The organism is Photobacterium sp. GSS17 (assembly GCF_028621875.1).
Lineage (GTDB): Bacteria > Pseudomonadota > Gammaproteobacteria > Enterobacterales > Vibrionaceae > Photobacterium > Photobacterium ganghwense.
Map to the genome: position 1 here is coordinate 1,543,012 of NZ_CP117518.1, position 18,582 is coordinate 1,561,593.

Here is an 18,582-nt window from a genome sequence, read left to right on the forward strand (position 1 = left end):
ACAAGCAGGCAACCACATGAAACAACTGATTCTGAATGATGCCGTTCTGGCAGAAATCGCGAAAGTCTCTGAAGTGGCAGACTATCTTTGGCAACGGGAATGGGCAGAACGCAACGGGGGAAACATTTCCGTTTTACTGACAGATATTTTTGGCGAACTACCCGATGATCTTAATAGCTATCCATACCAAACGCTGGCGATGATTGGAGATGATACTTTCCCGCGTCATAGTGCCGGACACATATTTTTCGTTAAAGGTACTGGTGAGCGCATCCGCGAACTTCGCCGTCCCGATTTAGCCGGCTGTATTCTGCGCATTGATGATGAAGCCAAAGGTTATCACCTTCTGTGGGGAGGGGGTAACCGCTGTGACTTTGCTCCGACAAGCGAGTTTATCTCACATGTCGAGATTATCATGGCCAAACGTCATAGCGGCTCCGACGATCGCTGCGTCGTACATACCCACCCACTGGAATTGATTGTCCTGTCACACCACCCTGACTATGCCCATAGCGATACAGCTTATACCCACGCTTGCTGGCAAATGTTACCGGAAGTCAGAGCCTTTGTTCCCCGTGGAATTGGTATCGTGCCCTACTGCATGCCAGGGAGTAAAACAATGGCTGACGGCACCCGTGACAAATTGCTTCAACACGATGTTGCGGTATGGGAAAAACACGGCGCTGTAGCCACCGGCAGCGACGCATTAACCGCTTTCGACTACATTGATGTCGCCAATAAAGGGGCCAAGCTATTCCTGAAATGTCTGGCAAGCGGGTTTATACCGGAAGGAGTCAGTGTCGAAAATATGCAGGCATTGAAGGACACCTTTAATCTTTGAGATAACAAAGGCCTCTAATCGAGCAGTAGACAATCTGACGATGCCAATCTCAGTATCAAAAAGCCTGTCAGCGAAATTCATCACTGCCAGGCTTTTTTAAGCAAGATCACACTCAGGATATTTCCATTTTTTCTACATCATATCTATGATCTGCATCACTTGAGCCTATTGAGTGTTTTATCTACTTTAAAAGCTCAAGACCCCAGGAATGAAAATATGTTTCAATTAAATTGTGAAGACTTTTTCAAAACGTCTGACAGTACAATTTGTACCGAAATACGCTCGCCTCAGGAAGCCTACCCTGAGCATGCTCACGATTTTCATGAACTTATTATTGTGACCAAAGGAGCTGGTCAGCATATTATTAACGACGTGCCGACTAATTTGTCACAGAACTATATTTGCTACCTTTCCCCAAAAGACCGTCATCTGTACGAACAAGTCGATAACCTACATTTGACCAATATCTTGTTCAAGAAAAACAAGCTGGCCTACTCCCCGCTGCTGAAAAGCATGCTGCCCAAGGATGAAGACGAACAAAACAGTTGGTTCATTACTGCCGAGAGCATGAAAAAGGTAAACCTGTTACTCAACCAAATTGAGTATGAATCCCAGCATCACACCGTGGATTCACGGCTAATGACTGAAGCCTTGTTTCAACAGTTGGTAGTGGAACTCTCTCGTGGCCGATTATCATCAGCCTCTAAAAACGAAGCGGATAACAGTATTCTTAAGGTCATCGACTGGATTCAAAACAACTATGCGGAAGAAATTAGCATTAACACGGTGGCAGACCAGTTTAACGTATCATCACGAACATTGAGCCGCCGCATAAAGCAAATCACTAATCTTTCATTCAATAACTACGTTCACCGTGTACGCATCAACAACGCGATGAACCTGCTGCACTATTCAGAGCAGTCAATCACTGACATCGCCTTTCAGGTTGGTTACAAAGACAGCAATTATTTCAGCACCAAATTCAAACGCTTTACCAACCAGACACCGTCAGATTTTCGATAAAGAATGCAAACGCGCCCCAGAGCCGGGACAAAATTAAAGAGCAGGGCGAATAGCATACAGCCCCAGCGAATCTCACACCGAGGCGGTACAGATGTGATTGGCTGGTTATTCGCAAGGTGGCGCGATGTGAATCAGTGCCAGCCCACCCAGCGACGTTTCACGATATTTCTTATTCATGTCTTTGCCGGTCTGATACATAGTCTCAATAACTTTATCCAGAGAGATAAGGCATTTGCTGGTACGCTTTAACGCCATTCTTGATGCATTGATCGCTTTCATGGCCCCCATGGCATTTCGTTCAATACAAGGCACCTGCACCAGGCCACCGATCGGGTCGCAAGTCATTCCGAGTGAATGCTCCATAGCAATTTCCGCCGCCATGCAGATTTGTTCGTTACTGCCGCCACGCAATGCCGTCAGCCCCGCGGCAGCCATTGATGATGAGACCCCCACTTCACCCTGACACCCTACTTCCGCACCAGAGATCGAAGCATTGGTTTTATACAAAATACCGATTGCGCCTGATACTGCGAGGAAATCTTTCAGCTGCTTGGTATCCAGCGCCTTTATAAAACGATGGTAATACATCAATACTGCCGGAATGACGCCTGCGGCACCGTTCGTCGGCGAGGTCACAACCTGTCCGCCAGCCGCGTTTTCTTCACTGACCGCAAACGCGAACAGATTGATCCAGTCCATGATCTCCATCGGATCATTTTCAATGGCGGCATTGGCTTCCAGCTTTTTCAGCAAATTAGGTGCACGCCGGGTGACATTCAGCCCACCTTCCAGAATGCCCTCTGTTTCAAAGCCGCGTTCCATACAATGAGTCATCACACGCCAGATTTGTTCGGCTTTGGTGTTAATGGCTGCCATATCCTGAAAAGCCAGTTCATTTCGCAGAATCATGCCACCCAAGCTCATCCCATTCTTTTCAGCCCTGAGCAGCATTTCATCGGCAGAAGAAAAAGGAAACTCGACAGCGACCGGTTTCTCTGTACAGCCATTTTGCAACTCATCGCCAGTAGCAATAAAACCGCCGCCAATGGAGTAATAGGTCTCAAACGCCACGATTTGCCCCTGGCTGTCCAAAGCGGTAATGGTCATCCCATTTTCATGCAGAGGCAGATTTTCCTGATGAAACCGCATATCCGTCTGATAATTGAAGGCTATTTCATGACGGCCATCGAGCAACAACAGCCCCTTATCCATAGCTTGACGCATCGCCTGATTGGCACTTGAGATTTTGATGGTATCCGGCTTATTGCCCAACAGCCCCAGTATCGTCGCCCGGTCGGTATGGTGCCCGATCCCAGTCAGTGACAGTGACCCGTACAGATCCACCTGAACCCGAACTACCGATTCCAGTTTTGAATTAAGCAAACGCGTGAACTGGAATCCCGCAATCATTGGCCCATTGGTGTGTGAGCTCGAAGGCCCGACCCCAATCTTGTAGATATCAAAAATAGACAGCATAAACTCACTCATTATGTCAGTGCAGAATAAAGCCAATCAGGAATAACCATACAAAATGCAATGGTTGCGGCCGCAAACATCAGCAAACCGTAGTGGCTGGCAGTTGGCTTTGCAAAAAGGGACTTTTGATTTTTGAAGAAGGTTTGCTGTTCCGCCGTATTGCTCCCCCACCAATAACTGGTGACGATGCCACATAACAGGAACACAGCGGTACCGACAGGAGCAAACCAAGGCCAGGCGATGTTCAGCATCATGCAGCCAAATACCGCAGCCACGCTGGCAACACTGCCCACGATAATGCCCACCTCATTCGCGCGGGCACAAAATAACCCCAACAAAAATGAGCCCAGTCGAATACCGACAAAAATCGAAGTTAAACTCGCAATGGTTTTGAGTACAGATTCATTAGAAACCGCCAGCAATGCCGGAACAACCACTAAAGTGGCAGCTAGCAGGCTCATTCTACGGGCAATGCCGTCATAGTGACTACCCGGGGCTTCGGGGCGTACAAAGCGCTTATAAATGTCGAAAGTGACAACGGTCGCCATCGAATTATATGTAGAATCCAATGTCGACATAGCCGCTGCCGCCAACGCAGCAATCACCAGCCCGATGATGACGGGGTTGGTATGGTAAAACACAAAATCGAGGATCACTTCGTTACTGTTTGCAAACGTTGTGTCCTGATAGAACAGGCTTAACAATACCCCCAGTATCGAAAAAAACAGATAAATGAAAAAAGCGCCATAGCCGCAAAGCAGCATCGACTTCTGAGCTGTTTTTTCGCACTTGGTGGCTAAGGTACGCTGGATAATTAACTGGTTGGTGCCATACACGCTGAGGTGCAAAAAGCTGACTGCCACCACGCCCGCCCACAAGCTAGTGTCGACCCCCAGGTCAAACGTCAGGTTGACAATATTGAGGTGATCTCGAGACAGCACACTCGCGGTATTCACTTCCATCAGCAACACCGCAAAAATGGCGATACTGCCCGCCACTAACACCGCCGATTGCAGCATATCCGTCCATATCACCGTCGAGATACCGCCGGCATAGGTATAACCTGCAGTAAAGATACTGATGTAAATAATGGCCTCGGAGATACTGATAGGAAGCACCTGCACCAGAATCAACGACACCGCATACAAGATGACACCGGCTGAAATGCACTGCACAACAATAAACACGACAGAGTTTATTGTTCTGGCATACACCCCAAACCGATGTTCGAGATACTCATAGATTGACGTCAAACCCAGCTTGTAAAACACCGGCACAAAGAAGACTACGGCGAAAAAGATAACAATGGGATAGTTAAGATGAACGCTCATCGCTTCCATACCTGCGCTGTATACCCAACCGGGCATACCGACAAATGTCATCGCACTGATGTAAGTCGCCAGGATCGACACACCAGCGGTAAACCAACCAAATTGTTTGCCACCGGTAGAAAAGTCGCCACTTACCTTGTCGCGTCGATTCACTAAATAGCTGATTAAAATGGTAATTGATACGTATAACGCGATCACCACAAAACTTGAGTACGTAACCATTTTAAGGTTTTCCTAATCCCTGTCAGTGATTGATTTTCGAGCCATATTACTTAAAAAAACCCACCATGGATTAAACACCAACCATAACTGTGACTAGAATCACCAAGATTACTGAGAGACTATTCAGTAAGTGTATAACCAGTTCCTGAGTGAGATCCAGATCACCAAAACCCACAAAATGGGTACGCACTCATTTTAAACTTGATAATGATCACAGATCATTTAACCGGAAAAAAATTACTATCCTCAACGCAATGAAAACGGGAAGGATCCTTGAGCGATCATTATCCGTGAACTTAAAAGTCCACAAATCCTAATTGAAGTAGAGGTTTATCGGTCATGAATGCCAAACGACACATGAGCGAAGTTCCTATGATTCAAAGGGTAGCGGCCTATCTAGCGATTCTGGTCGGTTACTTTTTTTATTGTTATAACTTTGTAATTATTGATTACGTACGCCCATATATTGTTGAAGCTTACGACGGGATCAGCCTGTCAGATACAGCACAGTTCTATACCTGGCAATCCGTCGGTGCCTTGATTGGCGCATTGAGCTGTGCCTGGTTCGCCACAAAATTTGGTAAGAAATCCACGCTGATCGCCATCACTGCGTTAAACGGTGGCGCGACCATCATTAATATGATGTTTACCGACTACTCAACCTGGGCAGCGATGCGTTTCATTATTGGTCTTTCTCTGGGAGGCTATTTTACCGTTGCTGTCAGCCTGATGATTGGCCTGTTTACCCCGACAGTACGCGGGAAGCTGACCGCATTTGCTTCATCAATGTTCTCCGTTGCCCTGATGATAATGGGTGCGTATGCCGCCTTTATTTCAAGCGTTGACGCCCCTTGGGAAAGTTTGATGTGGGTCGGGGGTGTTCCGCCTCTGGTCGCCGCCGTGGCCATGGTATTTGTGCTACCGAGCGATAAAAAAGTGATCGCTTACGGGGAAGAAGATCAAGACATGGGATCACAGGCAGATCCTACCCAATCGAAAGCTAAACAAGGCTCCTGGGGCGAGATGCTGAGCAAACCCTATCGCATACTCACCATCACCTGCCTTCTTCTTGCGGGTCTGAACTTCTACGGCTACCAATTTTTCAGCGGCTTCGTAACAACGTACCTGAAAGAAGTGCGTGAGTTCGACGGCTCCACCATCGGTGTCATTTTCTCCATCTCAGCGTTTGGTTCTCTGTTTGGTGCCTGGGTTTGGGGGGCTATCGCCGATAAATTTGGCCGAAAAGTGAATGCCTTTGGCTTCATTTTGGCGGGCATCATGGCGTCGGTCTTCTTTGTAGCACCGGGAGATCTGATGATTGGCAGCCTCAACATGCTGGCTATTCTCGGCCTGATTTACAACTTTGGCCTCTCGGCTTCTGCGGTGTGGGGCGGTTACTTCTCTGAACTGTTTCCGGCTCATCTGCGCAACTTTGGCGCAGCCTTGTTCCACGGAGGCCGAATCATCGGCATGTGGGCGCCAATGGTACTGATCTTCATTCAAGAGCGTACGGATCTGCAAACGGCGATGTGGGGTTCCCCTGTTGTATGGATTGCGGCGGGTCTGTTGTGGCTGTCCCTACCAGAAACACTCAAAGGCGGTCTGTTCGACAAGAACAAGAAAGCACAAACGGCAAAAGCCTGACTGAAATGACATATCCGGTTGGTACAACCAGCCGGAACCCCAAACATCTTCAAGCCCTGCGCCCAAGCGGGCTCGACAGCAAACAAGAGAGATTACAATGGCGAAATATCAAGAAGCTAAAAGTGTTGTTCGCAACTATTTTTCGGCGATGGAAAACGCAACCCATGAAAACGTGGCCGAAGTGCTGAAGGCTCATACGTCTGACGACTATTTATGGCGCGGCGTGTACCCGTTCCGCGAACAGCAAGGAGCCCAAGCCGCCGCTGACGTTTTCTGGTCACCGTTGATGAAATCAATGACTCGCATGCAGCGACGTCAGGACATCTTTATCGGCGGTAATAACGAAATCAATCCTGATGAAATCTGGGTAATGAGCATGGGCCACTTCATGGGGCTGTTTGATACGGAATATCTGGGAATGCGCCCAACCGGAAAAATCATGAACATCCGATACGCAGAATTTAACTGTGTTGAAAACGGTAAAATCACGAAAACAGGTTTGTTCTTGGATCTGCTAGGTGTCATGGATCAGGCAGGTTGTTACCCACTACCACCATCAACCGGCAAACACTACGTGTATCCGGGCCCACGTAACCATGATGGCCTGCTGTTTGAGGATGCGGCATCCGAAGAAGGCATTGCCACACTGGCTCTGGTTAACAAGATGGTTGATGACCTGTCAGCTCTTAACGACAGCGGCGCGATGGGTTGCCCGCCGGAAGTGCTTGAAAAAAGCTGGTCGAAAGACATGATTTGGTACGGCCCGTGTGGTATCGGCGCTTCCTATACCATTCCACGCTACCAGCAGCAGCACCAGCTTCCCTTCCGTAATAACCTGAAGGATAAGAAGTTTAATGGCCACGTTTGCCGCTTTGCTGAAGGCAACTTTGCTTGTTTCTTCGGCTGGCCGAACCTATCTAATACTCCGATCGGCGGCTTCCTGGGAATGACTGGCGGTGAAATCCGTGCCGATATGCAGGTGGTCGATGTTTACTACCGTGACGGTGACAAACTTTCTGAAAACTGGGTACTGATTGACCTGCCATACTGGCTGAAACAGCAAGGCCTGGATGTGTTCGAGCGCACACAGAAGATCATGAATCCTCCACTTTAAGCCAGTCCTCAAGCCAATCTTACAATCAGTCCCAGCGTCCGAACGCTCCTCTGTTCGGGTGTCAGTACCCAACTTGTGCCTCATCATGGATGAGGCACTCTTTACCTCGACCTGTTGCCTCCGTCTCGACTGACAGTCTCTCATTGATTCAACAAACACGGACGAGAACCCACAGTGGTTCTCTTCAGCAAACATTCTTCAACAAGTTTTCTTCAAAAGCTTTCTTTAGCAAAAATTAAGAGACTGAGCAGAGCATCTGGCTCCAGATAAATGGCGATCAGATGTGGCTACTGCTCACGGGGAGAATGCTTCGATGGGGGATTTTTATATTGGCGTGACCTTCCACGTCGACGATAAGAGTTTGAATCACCTGTGATGCTAAAACTCTATTCCGACCGGGTCTAATGTCTGATTTACAATGACTCAGGCCGAGATCAGGTTGTCACTCAGAGACAGCCATCGCTCAGCCAAAGTGGTACGTTAAGAAAAGTGGCAAATGAACCAAAGTCGTGGAGGAACATAAATAGTGGAGGAGCCAAAGCGATCAAGTTAACTAAAGTGATGACTTAACCAGGCATTGATCCGTTGACCCACATTCACAGGCTGCTCTAACGTTGACAGGTGGCCACAATCCGCAATGATGTGTAAAGTGACGTCAGGTATCTGCTCTGCCATTAAAAGATGGTTACCGATAGGACAAAGCAAATCGTCCCGGCCAGTCACCACCAGTGTCGGCACACTTATATCACGTAGCAGCGGTCGGGCATCCGGACGTGAAGCCAGAGCATTTGCATGCGCCTGAAAAGCGTCGATACCCACATTAATGGCCATAGTCGAAATGCAGTCAGTCAACCGCGTGTCACCCAACCGACTCGGATGGATCAGCAGCGGCATCAGAACATCCGGTGTAATGGCCTCAAACTCACCATTCAGCGCGCGTTCCACCAGCGCATTGCGTCGCTCGCTCACCTCTGGTTTTTCATCAGCCGCATTAGTGTCCAATAAGATCAGCCCTTTCACCCGCTCGGGGGCCTGACGATATACTTCAAATGCGAGGATGCCCCCCATCGACAATCCGCCAAGCACAAAGTGCTCCGGGGCTTCCTGAAGCACCTTACTCGCCAGGTGCGTCATCGAGTCCAAATACCCCAGCTGAGCCGTCTCTGGCCTCACCCATTTCGGTAATGTCTGATTCACCTCAGCAAACAACGTCTCATCACACAGTAGTCCGGGAAGCCAGAGCAAAGACAGAGGCTGTGCCATGTTACACTCCTTTTGAACATCCCGGTTTACCCGGCAGATCCGATCCCATCACAGAGTAGGTAAAACTATTGCCACGAAGATTTTTCAGTGCATAAGATGCCCCTTCCGGCACACTGAATACATCCCCCCGAGTCAGTACCAGACGGGCCTCTTCGCCATCCTGTTCGACACAGACTTCGGTATCACCGTCAAAGTTAATAAGCACTTCTTTGACGCCACGATTGTGCGCTGGAATCGAGGCTCCTTCCGACAGCTCATACGCCATAATGCTTACGTCATCGGCACTCTTTACCTGAAAATCGTATTCCGCGGCCGGATGACCGGTTAACGCATATTGCTTTACGCCAGAAGAAGAAAAATCGCTGCTGATCGTGTGATAGTCACGCCGCAACGCAACAAATGGCATCATCTCCTCAGTAGTGTAGTTATCAAACGTGTTCAGCTCGTCTTGGGTCAGTAGCGGCATCAGCTCCTCCGTGTTCGGGATAGGATCACCGTCAACGGTATCCACCAGTGAACCATCTGCTTTGAGATACAACCCATAGCCCTGACTGTCTTTGATTACGTTTGGGTGCCAAGTTACGCCACCACCAGAGTCATCGCCACCCAGTACCGAGAACATGAAACCATAGTCACGCCCCACTACCTCGAAACCACGGAACAAGTTGGTCGGGATAGAGATAACATCACCGTGAGACAATACCGCTTCGTGTTCACCATTGTTGCCCCAGTAAAAACGGAACAGGCCTTTAAACACAATAAACAACTCCGCAGTGCGGTGTGAATGCAGAGAGTTTTTAATACCCGGCGGCTGACCGGCCGCCCCTATGTTAAATCCTGCCGTCTCACGGATATGGACATGCTGACGACTGCTTTCCGCAACGCCGGCACCAATAATACAAAAGTTGTCTTTCATATCGCTGCCCGGCGTACGGGCATCAATGAAGGCACTCGTACCGGGAATCAGCTCCAGGTAACGCACCAGGTTACGATCAATTGCTTGTTGCAGAGACATAATAAGAATCCTTTCATCCATTACAGCGCTTTTAGTCAGACGCTTTTTATAAAACGTCCTTTGTAAGATGCACTTTTGTTAAAGCTAAAGGCTCAGTTTCCCAGCGGACGGCCACCATCAACGGAAATTGTGTTACCCGTCGAAAACGTCAGCACTTCCGCCGCCGCATAAACGGCATTCGCCACTTCATCATCACTGGCCAGGCGTTTCAGCGGCGTCGACATTTCTTGTTGATTTCGCCAACTGTCATCTAAGCCTTTGACGAATTCGGTATCGACGAGGCCAGGAGCAACGGCCAAAACACGAATATCCGGCGCCAGTGCGCGGGCCAATGAGCGAGTCATGTTTTCCGTCGCCGACTTACTGGCACAATAAGCAATGTTGCTGCCCATGGCCGTCTGCGCCGCAATAGACGTGATGTTAACCACACAGCCACCAGCGTTTCTGAGTAAGTGAGTAAACGCCCTGACCATCGCAAAGGGGGCCCTGACATTGACTCGGAAGATCTGATCAAACAACGCATCACTCAACCCATTCAGATCGGAGTGAGCAACAAATTTGGTCATACCTGCACAGTTCACTAACAAGTCCAGCTTGCCGCCGATTTCAGAGACCTGAGCGGCCAGATTCACGATGGCGGACGAATCTTCAACATTGAGCGAATAAGCAAGATGGCCGCCCCCCGGCAACACAGAGAGCAGTTCCTCCGCCGCCTGTTTGTTACTGTTGTAAGTCAGGACAACACGGTAGCCGGACTGCGCCAGTTTTCGACAAATGGCAGCACCTAAGCCGCCACTGCCGCCTGTTACTAAGGCAATTTTTGACATATCACGCCTCTTCGACTTTGCCTTTGTAACGGCGAACCCGGATATCAGCCTGCTCTTTGTGGCCGGCAAACCCTTCAAGCGCACACAGCCGTGAGCAGTACTCACCGACTTTCAGCGAGGCAGCTTCACTGACACGCTGGTAAGTACAGGTTTTAATAAACTTGCCGACCCACAATCCACCGGTGTAGCGCGCCGCTTTTTTGGTCGGCAGGGTATGGTTAGTCCCGATACACTTGTCGCCATAAGACACATTGGTTTCACGCCCCAGAAACAGCGCTCCGTAATTTGTCATGTTAGTGAGGAAATATTGAGGGTCCCGAGTCATCACCTGCACATGCTCAGAAGCGATCTCATCCGCCACAGCCACCATCTCTTCATAGCTGTCACACACGATAACCTGACCATAATCGGCCCATGCTTTGCCTGCCACTTCCGCCGTCGGAAGAATCGTCAGCTGACGCTCAACCTCTTTGATGGTTTCTTCGGCAAATTGCACACTGTTGGTCAACAGCACTGCCGGTGAGTTATAACCGTGCTCAGCCTGGCCCAGCAGATCAGCAGCAGCCAGTTCAGGATCACAGCCTTCTTCATCGGCAATCACCAGGGTCTCAGTCGGCCCCGCAAACAGATCGATACCCACACGGCCAAACAGCTGGCGCTTTGCTTCTGCCACAAACGCATTGCCCGGGCCGACAATCATATCGACCGGGGCAATCGTTTCGGTTCCCAGAGCCATAGCACCCACGGCCTGCACGCCACCAAAGCAATAAATTTCATCCGCCCCCGCCATCGCCATCGCCGCAACAATCGCGACATTAGGCTGGCCATTAAACGGAGGGGCACATGCAATAACACGTTTCACGCCAGCCACTTTAGCCGTCAGGACACTCATGTGTGCTGAAGCCACCAGCGGGTATTTCCCCCCAGGGATGTAGCAACCCACACTGTTGACCGGAATATGTTTGTGGCCCAGCACGACACCCGGCAGGGTTTCCACTTCGACATCTTTCATCGAGTCACGCTGGATCTGCGCAAAGTTACGCACCTGCTCCTGAGCGAATTCAATATCATGACGAGTAGACTCATCCAGAGCATCGACACACGCCTGAATCTGCTCAGGTGTCAGACGAAACTGCTCTGGTGACCAATTATCAAACTGCTCTGATAGTGCGCGTACGGCACTGTCTCCACGATTCTCAATATCCGCCAGAATGTTCTCCACCGTCTGACGCACTTTCGCGTCGTTTGATGCTGAGACTTCTTCCGTGATTCCGTTTTTCAAAATGCGAGCCATGCGACTTTCTCCTTAATGAGCTGAGGCAAACGATAAGTTAATTTCGATATTTGGATACGAATGCAAAATAACGATAAACATAAAATTAACATTAAGCAAGATACTGTCTCCACCATCAAAAAATCCATCAAAGCACTGATTTTTATTGATTTTCGTTTAAATTATGAAGATTTTCAGGTGTCTGAATTCGATTTCAACCTCATTAATGATAAATAGATCACACAAATTTCACTCTTTATTTACAACTTTAAATGTTAGATTTTGCATACCTTTGCAACAGGAGATAACAATGTTCAATTTCAAACAATCAATCAGTGAGCAGGTTCTGTTAGGCACGTTTGTCAAAACCCCTCACCCGCACATCATCGAAGTGCTGGCAATAGCGGAACTGCCTTTTATTGTGCTGGATGCCGAGCACGCCCCTTTCGACAGGGCAAGTCTTGATGTCTGTATTCTGGCTGCAAGAGCACATCAGTTGCCTTGTCTTGTCCGGGTACCGGACAGCAACCCATCGACCGTGCTCAATGCTTTGGACTGCGGTGCGACTGGCGTGCAGATCCCCCATGTCTGTACAGCGCAACAAGCCGAAGACATCGCAAGAATGTGTCATTACGGAGAGCGTGGAAGGGGCTATGCCGGCTCAAGTCGGGCAGCATGCTACACCACCAAACCAATGGCACAGCACCTGTCAGACAGCAAAGCAAAAACGGTGGTGATTGCTCAGATTGAAGACCCGGAAGGCGTTGAAAATAGTGAGCGTATTGCGCAGGTTGAAGGGATTGATGCGCTTTTCATCGGACAGGTGGATTTAACCGTCGCCTATGGGGCAAGCAGTGTGAATGACGATCGTGTGACTCAGGCCAGTATCCGGATTATTGAAGCTGCAAAAGCGAGCCATAAACCGGTGGGCATGTTTGTCGCGACAGCCGAAGCAGCAAAACAGTGGGCAGAGCTGGGTGTGCAGTTTTTCTGTGTCGGATCAGAGCATAAGATGATCATCGACGGCTTCAAAAGAGAAATAAATGTGATGAATTCATAAGTTTTTTCTTCTACTTATTGAGGATTACCGGTCTCGACTAGACACGCAAATCATTCAGCTCATACACTCTTGGCTTACGCTAAGTTAGAGGAGTATCACCATTAAAGCGAAAGTGACTTCGATGGACGTCGCCAAAATGCTCGGCGTCTCACAATCGACGGTATCCCGGGCATTCAGTCCGACAGCAAGCATCAGCGAGAAAAAGCGCAAAATGGTGATGGATGCTGCGGCTAAATTGGGTTACACGCCTAACGCAATCGCCCGCGGCCTGATCTCCAACCGCTCCGGACTGGTCGCTATTGCCTTAGATAGCGAATCGAACCCGATGTACGATCTCCAGTCCCGGGCATTAGCACTCGAAATCCAACGGCGTGGCGGTCAGGTTGTTCTGTGCCCAATCGACAAAGATGATCTCGACCTGGCCATCTCGCGCGCCATTGAATATCAAGTGGATGGGTTAATCATTGCTACCAGTCGACTGACTTCTCGCGCTTTCGCCCAATGTGAGAAATTTGGGGTACACCTCAGCCTGATTAACCGTTATGCGGAAGGGATTAATGCCAATATCACCGGCATTGATAATCAGCTGGCAGGTAAACAAGCAGCAGAGTACCTCAGTCGCAAGGGACACAGGCAGTTAGCCTACGTCAGTGGTGATGCAGGCTCGATGACCAGTGAAGAACGCTGGCGAGGTTTTTCGTCTACATTGCAGGCACTGGGGTTACCATCCCCCATTTTTATCCAGGCCAAATATAGCTTTGAAGCGGGGCTGGCGGCAGCCAGTGAAATTTTGGGGCATGGGATGAAGCCCGATGCCATCTTCTGTGCCAACGATATTCTGGCCATGGGCGTAATGGACGGTTTGCGGCAAAAAGGCGCGGTGATTCCTCAAGATTATGCCGTCATGGGGGTTGATAACATTCCTATGGCAGCATGGCCGAGCTACAACCTGACCACCATCGCCCAGCCAATAGATAAAATAGTGAAGCGCACCGTCGAAGATCTGATGAACCGGATTAACGCTAATCAGGATGCAGAAGGCGCTTATCTGTTCGAAGAAGGTACTCTGATCGAGCGCGGCAGCGTTTAGGCACTTCAATCTGCTCGAACGGCAAAGATGCCGTTTTCACAAACACTAAAAAGCCCTGCCTTCTTGGCAGGGCTTTTTTATTGCCATCCCGTCACGTTCACCTTACTGCTTTCTGCTTTCTGCTTTCTGCTTACGCATAACGTGCTGGGTCCATCCCCCAACTGAAAAAGCCACATTGGATTCGTATCCAATTTAATTCGTCAGGATGAGGTAATCATCACTCGCCGTAAACGTCACTCCCCCACAGTTCTCCTCCCCATACGGTAATGGTTGAATATTCATAATCAGTGCCAACAAACGAATAGATTCATGCCATAGACGACGATTATTTCCTGTCAAAACGCTATTTATTATTTTATTAAAAACCCGATCGCGAGCACAAACCACACACACAAGAAAAACATTCCATTGACATAAACGCAACATTCTACGATTTTGGATACGTAATCAAAAACCAATTACAGCATGCATTCAACAAGGAGAGAGTTTATGGCTATGGCAGGCTTTGACCCAAAGTGGCGTGATTTTCCCGATTACATTCTGGGAATCACGAAAGAGATCTGGGAAGACAGAGGGCTGCACACTTTACAGCACTATTACGCGCCAGACATTATCGTACGGACGCCGCTTTCCATTGTGAAAGGTAACGACAATGTCATCAGTGCGACCATGGGTACACTCGCGGAATTTCCCGATCGCACCCTGTATGGCGAAGATGTCATTTGGTCTGGTAATCCCGAGCAAGGCATGCTTTCTTCCCACCGCATTATTTCAACCGCCACCCATGCCAACCATGGCGCATTTGGTCAAGCTACCAACAAGAAACTCCAGTTTCGCATCATCGCCGACTGCCACGCCATTAATAACCAGATTAACGACGAGTGGATGATCCGCGATGTGGCTGCCATTGCCCACCAGTTAGGGATAACTTCAGAAGCGTTCGCACGCCAGCAGATTGAACAGGAAGGCGGCGTTGAATCCAGCCCTTTCCCGTTTACCCCTGAGCAGGATGTCGCCGGCCCTTACACCGGCATCGGCAATGACAACGAATTCGGCCAGCGATACGAAGATATTCTTCAACGTCTGATGCGCGCTGAGTTTTCTGTTATTCCTCAAACATACGACCGGGCCTGTATCGGCGAATACACCGGCGGCCAAACGGCACTTTCTCACGCGGGTATTGATCAGTTCTGGATGTCACTCCGTTCAGCTTTCCCTAATGCCACCTTCAAGGTTCACCATCGCATTGGCCGTAACGACGACATGATGTCACCACGTGCAGCCATTCGCTGGTCACTAGAGGGCAAACATGAAGGCCACGGCATCTTTGGGAAGCCGTCAGGCAAGGACGTTTACATCATGGGTATCAGCCACGCCGAATTTGGTCCCTGGGGACTACGTCGTGAATTCACCCTGTTTGATGAAACCGCCGTATGGAAACAAATTTTGCTCCAACAGGGATAAACCGGCCCCCTCGATTAAGCCGTTCATACTCACATAATGTAAGGAAACACCATGTTTTTGAATAAAATAGAGCAGTTTTACCACGACTACTTTCGCGCTTCTGCCGATGAAAAAGCATCTATCGCCCAACAGTACTTGAACCCGGATGTGAAATGGTGTGTGGCTCACCCTGTTAATGATCTAAACAACCCTCAGTCTGCGCATGAGCAGTTCCTCATCCAGTTGCAATCCGCCTTGCCGGATATTGAGCGCCGCCCGCAAATCGTCATGGACGGCGAGTACGAAGGCCGTACCTGGTACAACTCGACAGGTTACTTTGTCGGTACGTTCGACAATGCCCTGTTCGGTATCCCGGCGACAGGCAAGACACTGTATTTACGTTACACCGAGCTTGTGTGTATCGAAGACAATCAGATCACCGAATCTTATATGATTCCGGATTTCATCGATGCCATGAATCAGGCCGGTGTGAACCCGCTGCGCAAGAGCCTGGGACACGACGGACTGGTTCCGGCACCGGCAACCTGTGACGGTTTTAACCACGGTGCGGTTTGCCCTGATCGCAGCCAGAAAAGTCTTCAGTTAGTACTGGATATGCTGGCCTGCCTGGGTCGCTTTGATGGCAAAGACCTGTATTCGATGGATCTCGAAAACTACTGGCATGACGACTTCATGTGGTACGGCCCGGCGGGTATTGGCACCACACGGGGCATTAAAGGTTTCCGCAACCACCACCAGGCACCATTTGTATTTGCGTTCCCTGATCGCGGGGTGACTGTAGACATTAATATTTTGGCTCAAAATGACTACGTATCCACTGGCGGTTGGCCTCACATGTTCGGTACCCATACCGGGCACAGTGGCTGGCTGGGCATGGCACCAACCAGTAAAAGAATCGATCTTCGTGTCATGGACTTCTGGCGTCGGGAAGGCGATTTACTGAAAGAAAATTGGGTCGCGATCGACATTATCCACATGCTGCTGCAACTGGGTTACGACGTGTTCGCGCAAATGAAAGAGCAACTGGAGGGGCCAACGTATGCATGAATTCGGCACACTCAACTGGTTAATTCTTGGCAGCTACATTGTGCTCACCCTTATATTGGGCGCGGTGATCGGTAAGAAAGTCACCTCAGCGAACCAGTTTGCGCTGGGTGACAAAAACATCCCATGGTGGGCCATAGGTATCTCAGTCGTGTGTACCTATGTGAGCGCCATGTCATTCCTTGGCGGACCGGCTTGGTCCTACAAGGAAGGGCTGTCAGTCATTGCCATTCACCTTAACTACCCATTGGTGATATTTTTCATCGTGTCGGTATTCATGCCATTTTTCTACGGCAACGGATTGACCTCGATTTATGAATACCAGGAACGCCGTTTTGGTAAGGCATCCCGCCTGACGCTGTCAATGATCTTCCTGATCAAGCAAGCCCTGAGCTCTGCCGCTGTACTTTATGCGACCGCGATGATTCTAGAGTTCATTACGGGTATCGACGTGGTGTATTGCATCGTCATCGTGACCGCTATCGCGCTGATCTACACCGTCATGGGCGGCATTGCGGCAGTGATCTGGACAGACGTGATTCAGGCCTTCATTCTGTTCGCCGGTGCCTTTATCATCATCGAAGCGGTATGGAACGGCATGCCTGCCCCCATGACGGATATTATGGTCAAGCTCAAAGCGGACGGCATGACCGATGCCCTGTTAACCAGCATGGATTTGAGCCAGGTGACGACCGTTTGGGCTGGTGTGATCGCAATGACCATGTTCCACACCACGGTCTACGGCGGTAACCAAATGATGGTACAGCGTTGCATGGCAGCCAAAAGCATGGGCGATGCAAAAAAAGCAATGCTGATGATGGGTTATGTAGCGTTCTTCATCTACTTCGTGTTCATTCTGCTGGGTGTGTTGTTCTACGCCTATTACGACGGCAAAGAGTTTGAAAACGGCAACACTATCATTCTGCATTACGCCAGTGAATACGGCATGCCGGGCCTGATGGGGATCATCGCAGCCGCCATTCTGGCCGCCAGTATGTCGAGCCTGGATTCCGCGTTCAACTCCATGGCGACCGTTTCGGTGGCAGACTTCTACCGCCGTTTTTACAAGCCGGAAGAGTCGGATGAGCATTACCTCAAAATGTCACGCGTCTTTACCGTTGCCTGGGCCATTTTGGTTATCGTGCCAGCGCTGATGTTTGCGACCAGTACCGGATCAGTGCTGGAAGTGTTGAGTAAAGCCGGTTCCTACTTTGTAGGGGCGAGTTTCTGTATGTTTGTGCTGGGTTTCTACTCTAAACACATTACAGAAAAAGGACTGCTGATCGGGGTCGCAGCAAGCTTCATTGCGATTTGGTATGTGGCAGTGGCCACCGACATTTCATGGCCATGGTACTGTGTGATTGGTGTGGTGGTGAACAGCGTGGTTGCCTATGTTGCCAGCCTGGCGTTGTCCGGCAAGCAGAAAACCATGCACCTGTATACGGTCAAAGGCCAGCAAGCTGAATTTGCCCGCCTGAACAAGCCCATCAAGCAAGACGGCTGGTATGTGGTGCCGGGTAAAATCGATGCACCCTGTTACGGCCTGCTGGTGATGTTTGCCTTCTCTATCGTCTTGCTCTGGGGCATCAATGAGTTTATCGATAATGCGCCGCTATTAATCAATTTTGTCCGAGGCTGCTCCGTGCTTATCGTACTGAGTTTGATTGGCTATATCGCTTATTCTTTCCGACGCCCGGCTCGCACTCAGGATGTCGAGCAAACCAATTAGTCGTAGTGATTATTGATAAGCGTACGTTATCAATAAACGAATCTTGGTTAACATTGGCAGATACAAGCCGCTCAAGTACCGCAAATGCTTGAGCGGCTTTTTTCACCAGCACTTTTGGTCAACACCGTTGCCGATCGTCGCGATTAACCGCTGTTATAATGCGATC

General features: G+C 49.5%; 15 protein-coding genes. 9 read left to right on the plus strand and 6 right to left on the minus strand.

What is annotated here, in order from left to right; translation table 11 throughout:
• Positions 1-16 precede the first annotated feature (16 nt).
• Both rhaD and PGW97_RS23335 read left to right on the plus strand, forming a co-directional pair.
• The gene (gene rhaD, locus PGW97_RS23330; protein WP_273859985.1) at positions 17-841 is read left to right on the plus strand and encodes a rhamnulose-1-phosphate aldolase; all 825 of its coding nucleotides are present in this window, start codon (positions 17-19) and stop codon (positions 839-841) included.
• Positions 842-1,057: 216 nt separating this feature from the next.
• Entirely contained in the window at positions 1,058-1,864 is an 807-nt protein-coding gene (locus tag PGW97_RS23335; RefSeq protein ID WP_047886287.1) for a helix-turn-helix domain-containing protein, read from the plus strand.
• Positions 1,865-1,969: 105 nt separating this feature from the next.
• On the opposite strand, the gene PGW97_RS23340 is transcribed toward PGW97_RS23335, so the two are convergent.
• Positions 1,970-3,340: an L-serine ammonia-lyase gene (locus PGW97_RS23340; protein WP_273859986.1), complete on the minus strand. Its 1,371-nt coding sequence runs from the start codon at positions 3,338-3,340 to the stop codon at positions 1,970-1,972.
• An 11-nt stretch (positions 3,341-3,351) separates the two neighbouring features.
• Positions 3,352-4,893, minus strand: a complete 1,542-nt coding sequence (locus tag PGW97_RS23345) for a sodium:solute symporter family transporter (protein ID WP_217392046.1) — start codon at positions 4,891-4,893, stop codon at positions 3,352-3,354.
• A gap of 339 nt (positions 4,894-5,232) precedes the next feature.
• On the opposite strand from PGW97_RS23345, the gene PGW97_RS23350 reads away from it, so the two are divergent.
• Positions 5,233-6,537, plus strand: coding sequence for an MFS transporter (locus PGW97_RS23350; protein WP_273859987.1), 1,305 nt, complete (start codon positions 5,233-5,235; stop codon positions 6,535-6,537).
• A gap of 97 nt (positions 6,538-6,634) precedes the next feature.
• Positions 6,635-7,651, plus strand: coding sequence for a nuclear transport factor 2 family protein (locus tag PGW97_RS23355; RefSeq protein WP_273859988.1), 1,017 nt, complete (start codon positions 6,635-6,637; stop codon positions 7,649-7,651).
• Positions 7,652-8,200: 549 nt separating this feature from the next.
• Here PGW97_RS23355 and PGW97_RS23360 read toward each other — a convergent pair.
• From PGW97_RS23360 to hisD, 4 genes are all read right to left on the minus strand, one after another.
• Positions 8,201-8,914, minus strand: a complete 714-nt coding sequence (locus PGW97_RS23360; protein WP_273859989.1) for an alpha/beta fold hydrolase — start codon at positions 8,912-8,914, stop codon at positions 8,201-8,203.
• Position 8,915: 1 nt separating this feature from the next.
• Positions 8,916-9,929: a cupin domain-containing protein gene (locus tag PGW97_RS23365; protein WP_273859990.1), complete on the minus strand. Its 1,014-nt coding sequence runs from the start codon at positions 9,927-9,929 to the stop codon at positions 8,916-8,918.
• Between the two features lie 92 nt (positions 9,930-10,021).
• Positions 10,022-10,756, minus strand: coding sequence for an SDR family NAD(P)-dependent oxidoreductase (locus tag PGW97_RS23370; protein ID WP_047886294.1), 735 nt, complete (start codon positions 10,754-10,756; stop codon positions 10,022-10,024).
• 1 nt (position 10,757) lies between these two features.
• On the minus strand, positions 10,758-12,050 hold the full coding sequence (gene hisD, locus PGW97_RS23375) for a histidinol dehydrogenase (protein WP_047886295.1): 1,293 nt from the start codon (positions 12,048-12,050) through the stop codon (positions 10,758-10,760).
• Positions 12,051-12,339: 289 nt separating this feature from the next.
• On the opposite strand from hisD, the gene PGW97_RS23380 reads away from it, so the two are divergent.
• The 5 genes from PGW97_RS23380 (at position 12,340) to PGW97_RS23400 (ending at position 18,416) form a co-directional block, all read left to right on the plus strand.
• Positions 12,340-13,089: an HpcH/HpaI aldolase family protein gene (locus PGW97_RS23380; RefSeq protein WP_273859991.1), complete on the plus strand. Its 750-nt coding sequence runs from the start codon at positions 12,340-12,342 to the stop codon at positions 13,087-13,089.
• A 136-nt stretch (positions 13,090-13,225) separates the two neighbouring features.
• On the plus strand, positions 13,226-14,179 hold the full coding sequence (locus tag PGW97_RS23385; protein ID WP_047886412.1) for a LacI family DNA-binding transcriptional regulator: 954 nt from the start codon (positions 13,226-13,228) through the stop codon (positions 14,177-14,179).
• A gap of 489 nt (positions 14,180-14,668) precedes the next feature.
• On the plus strand, positions 14,669-15,643 hold the full coding sequence (locus tag PGW97_RS23390; RefSeq protein ID WP_273859992.1) for a nuclear transport factor 2 family protein: 975 nt from the start codon (positions 14,669-14,671) through the stop codon (positions 15,641-15,643).
• A gap of 51 nt (positions 15,644-15,694) precedes the next feature.
• Positions 15,695-16,690, plus strand: a complete 996-nt coding sequence (locus PGW97_RS23395; RefSeq protein ID WP_047886297.1) for a nuclear transport factor 2 family protein — start codon at positions 15,695-15,697, stop codon at positions 16,688-16,690.
• Positions 16,683-18,416, plus strand: a complete 1,734-nt coding sequence (locus tag PGW97_RS23400; RefSeq protein WP_217392039.1) for a sodium:solute symporter family transporter — start codon at positions 16,683-16,685, stop codon at positions 18,414-18,416. Before PGW97_RS23395 ends, PGW97_RS23400 begins: the two co-directional genes overlap by 8 nt.
• The last annotated feature ends 166 nt before the right edge of the window (positions 18,417-18,582 follow it).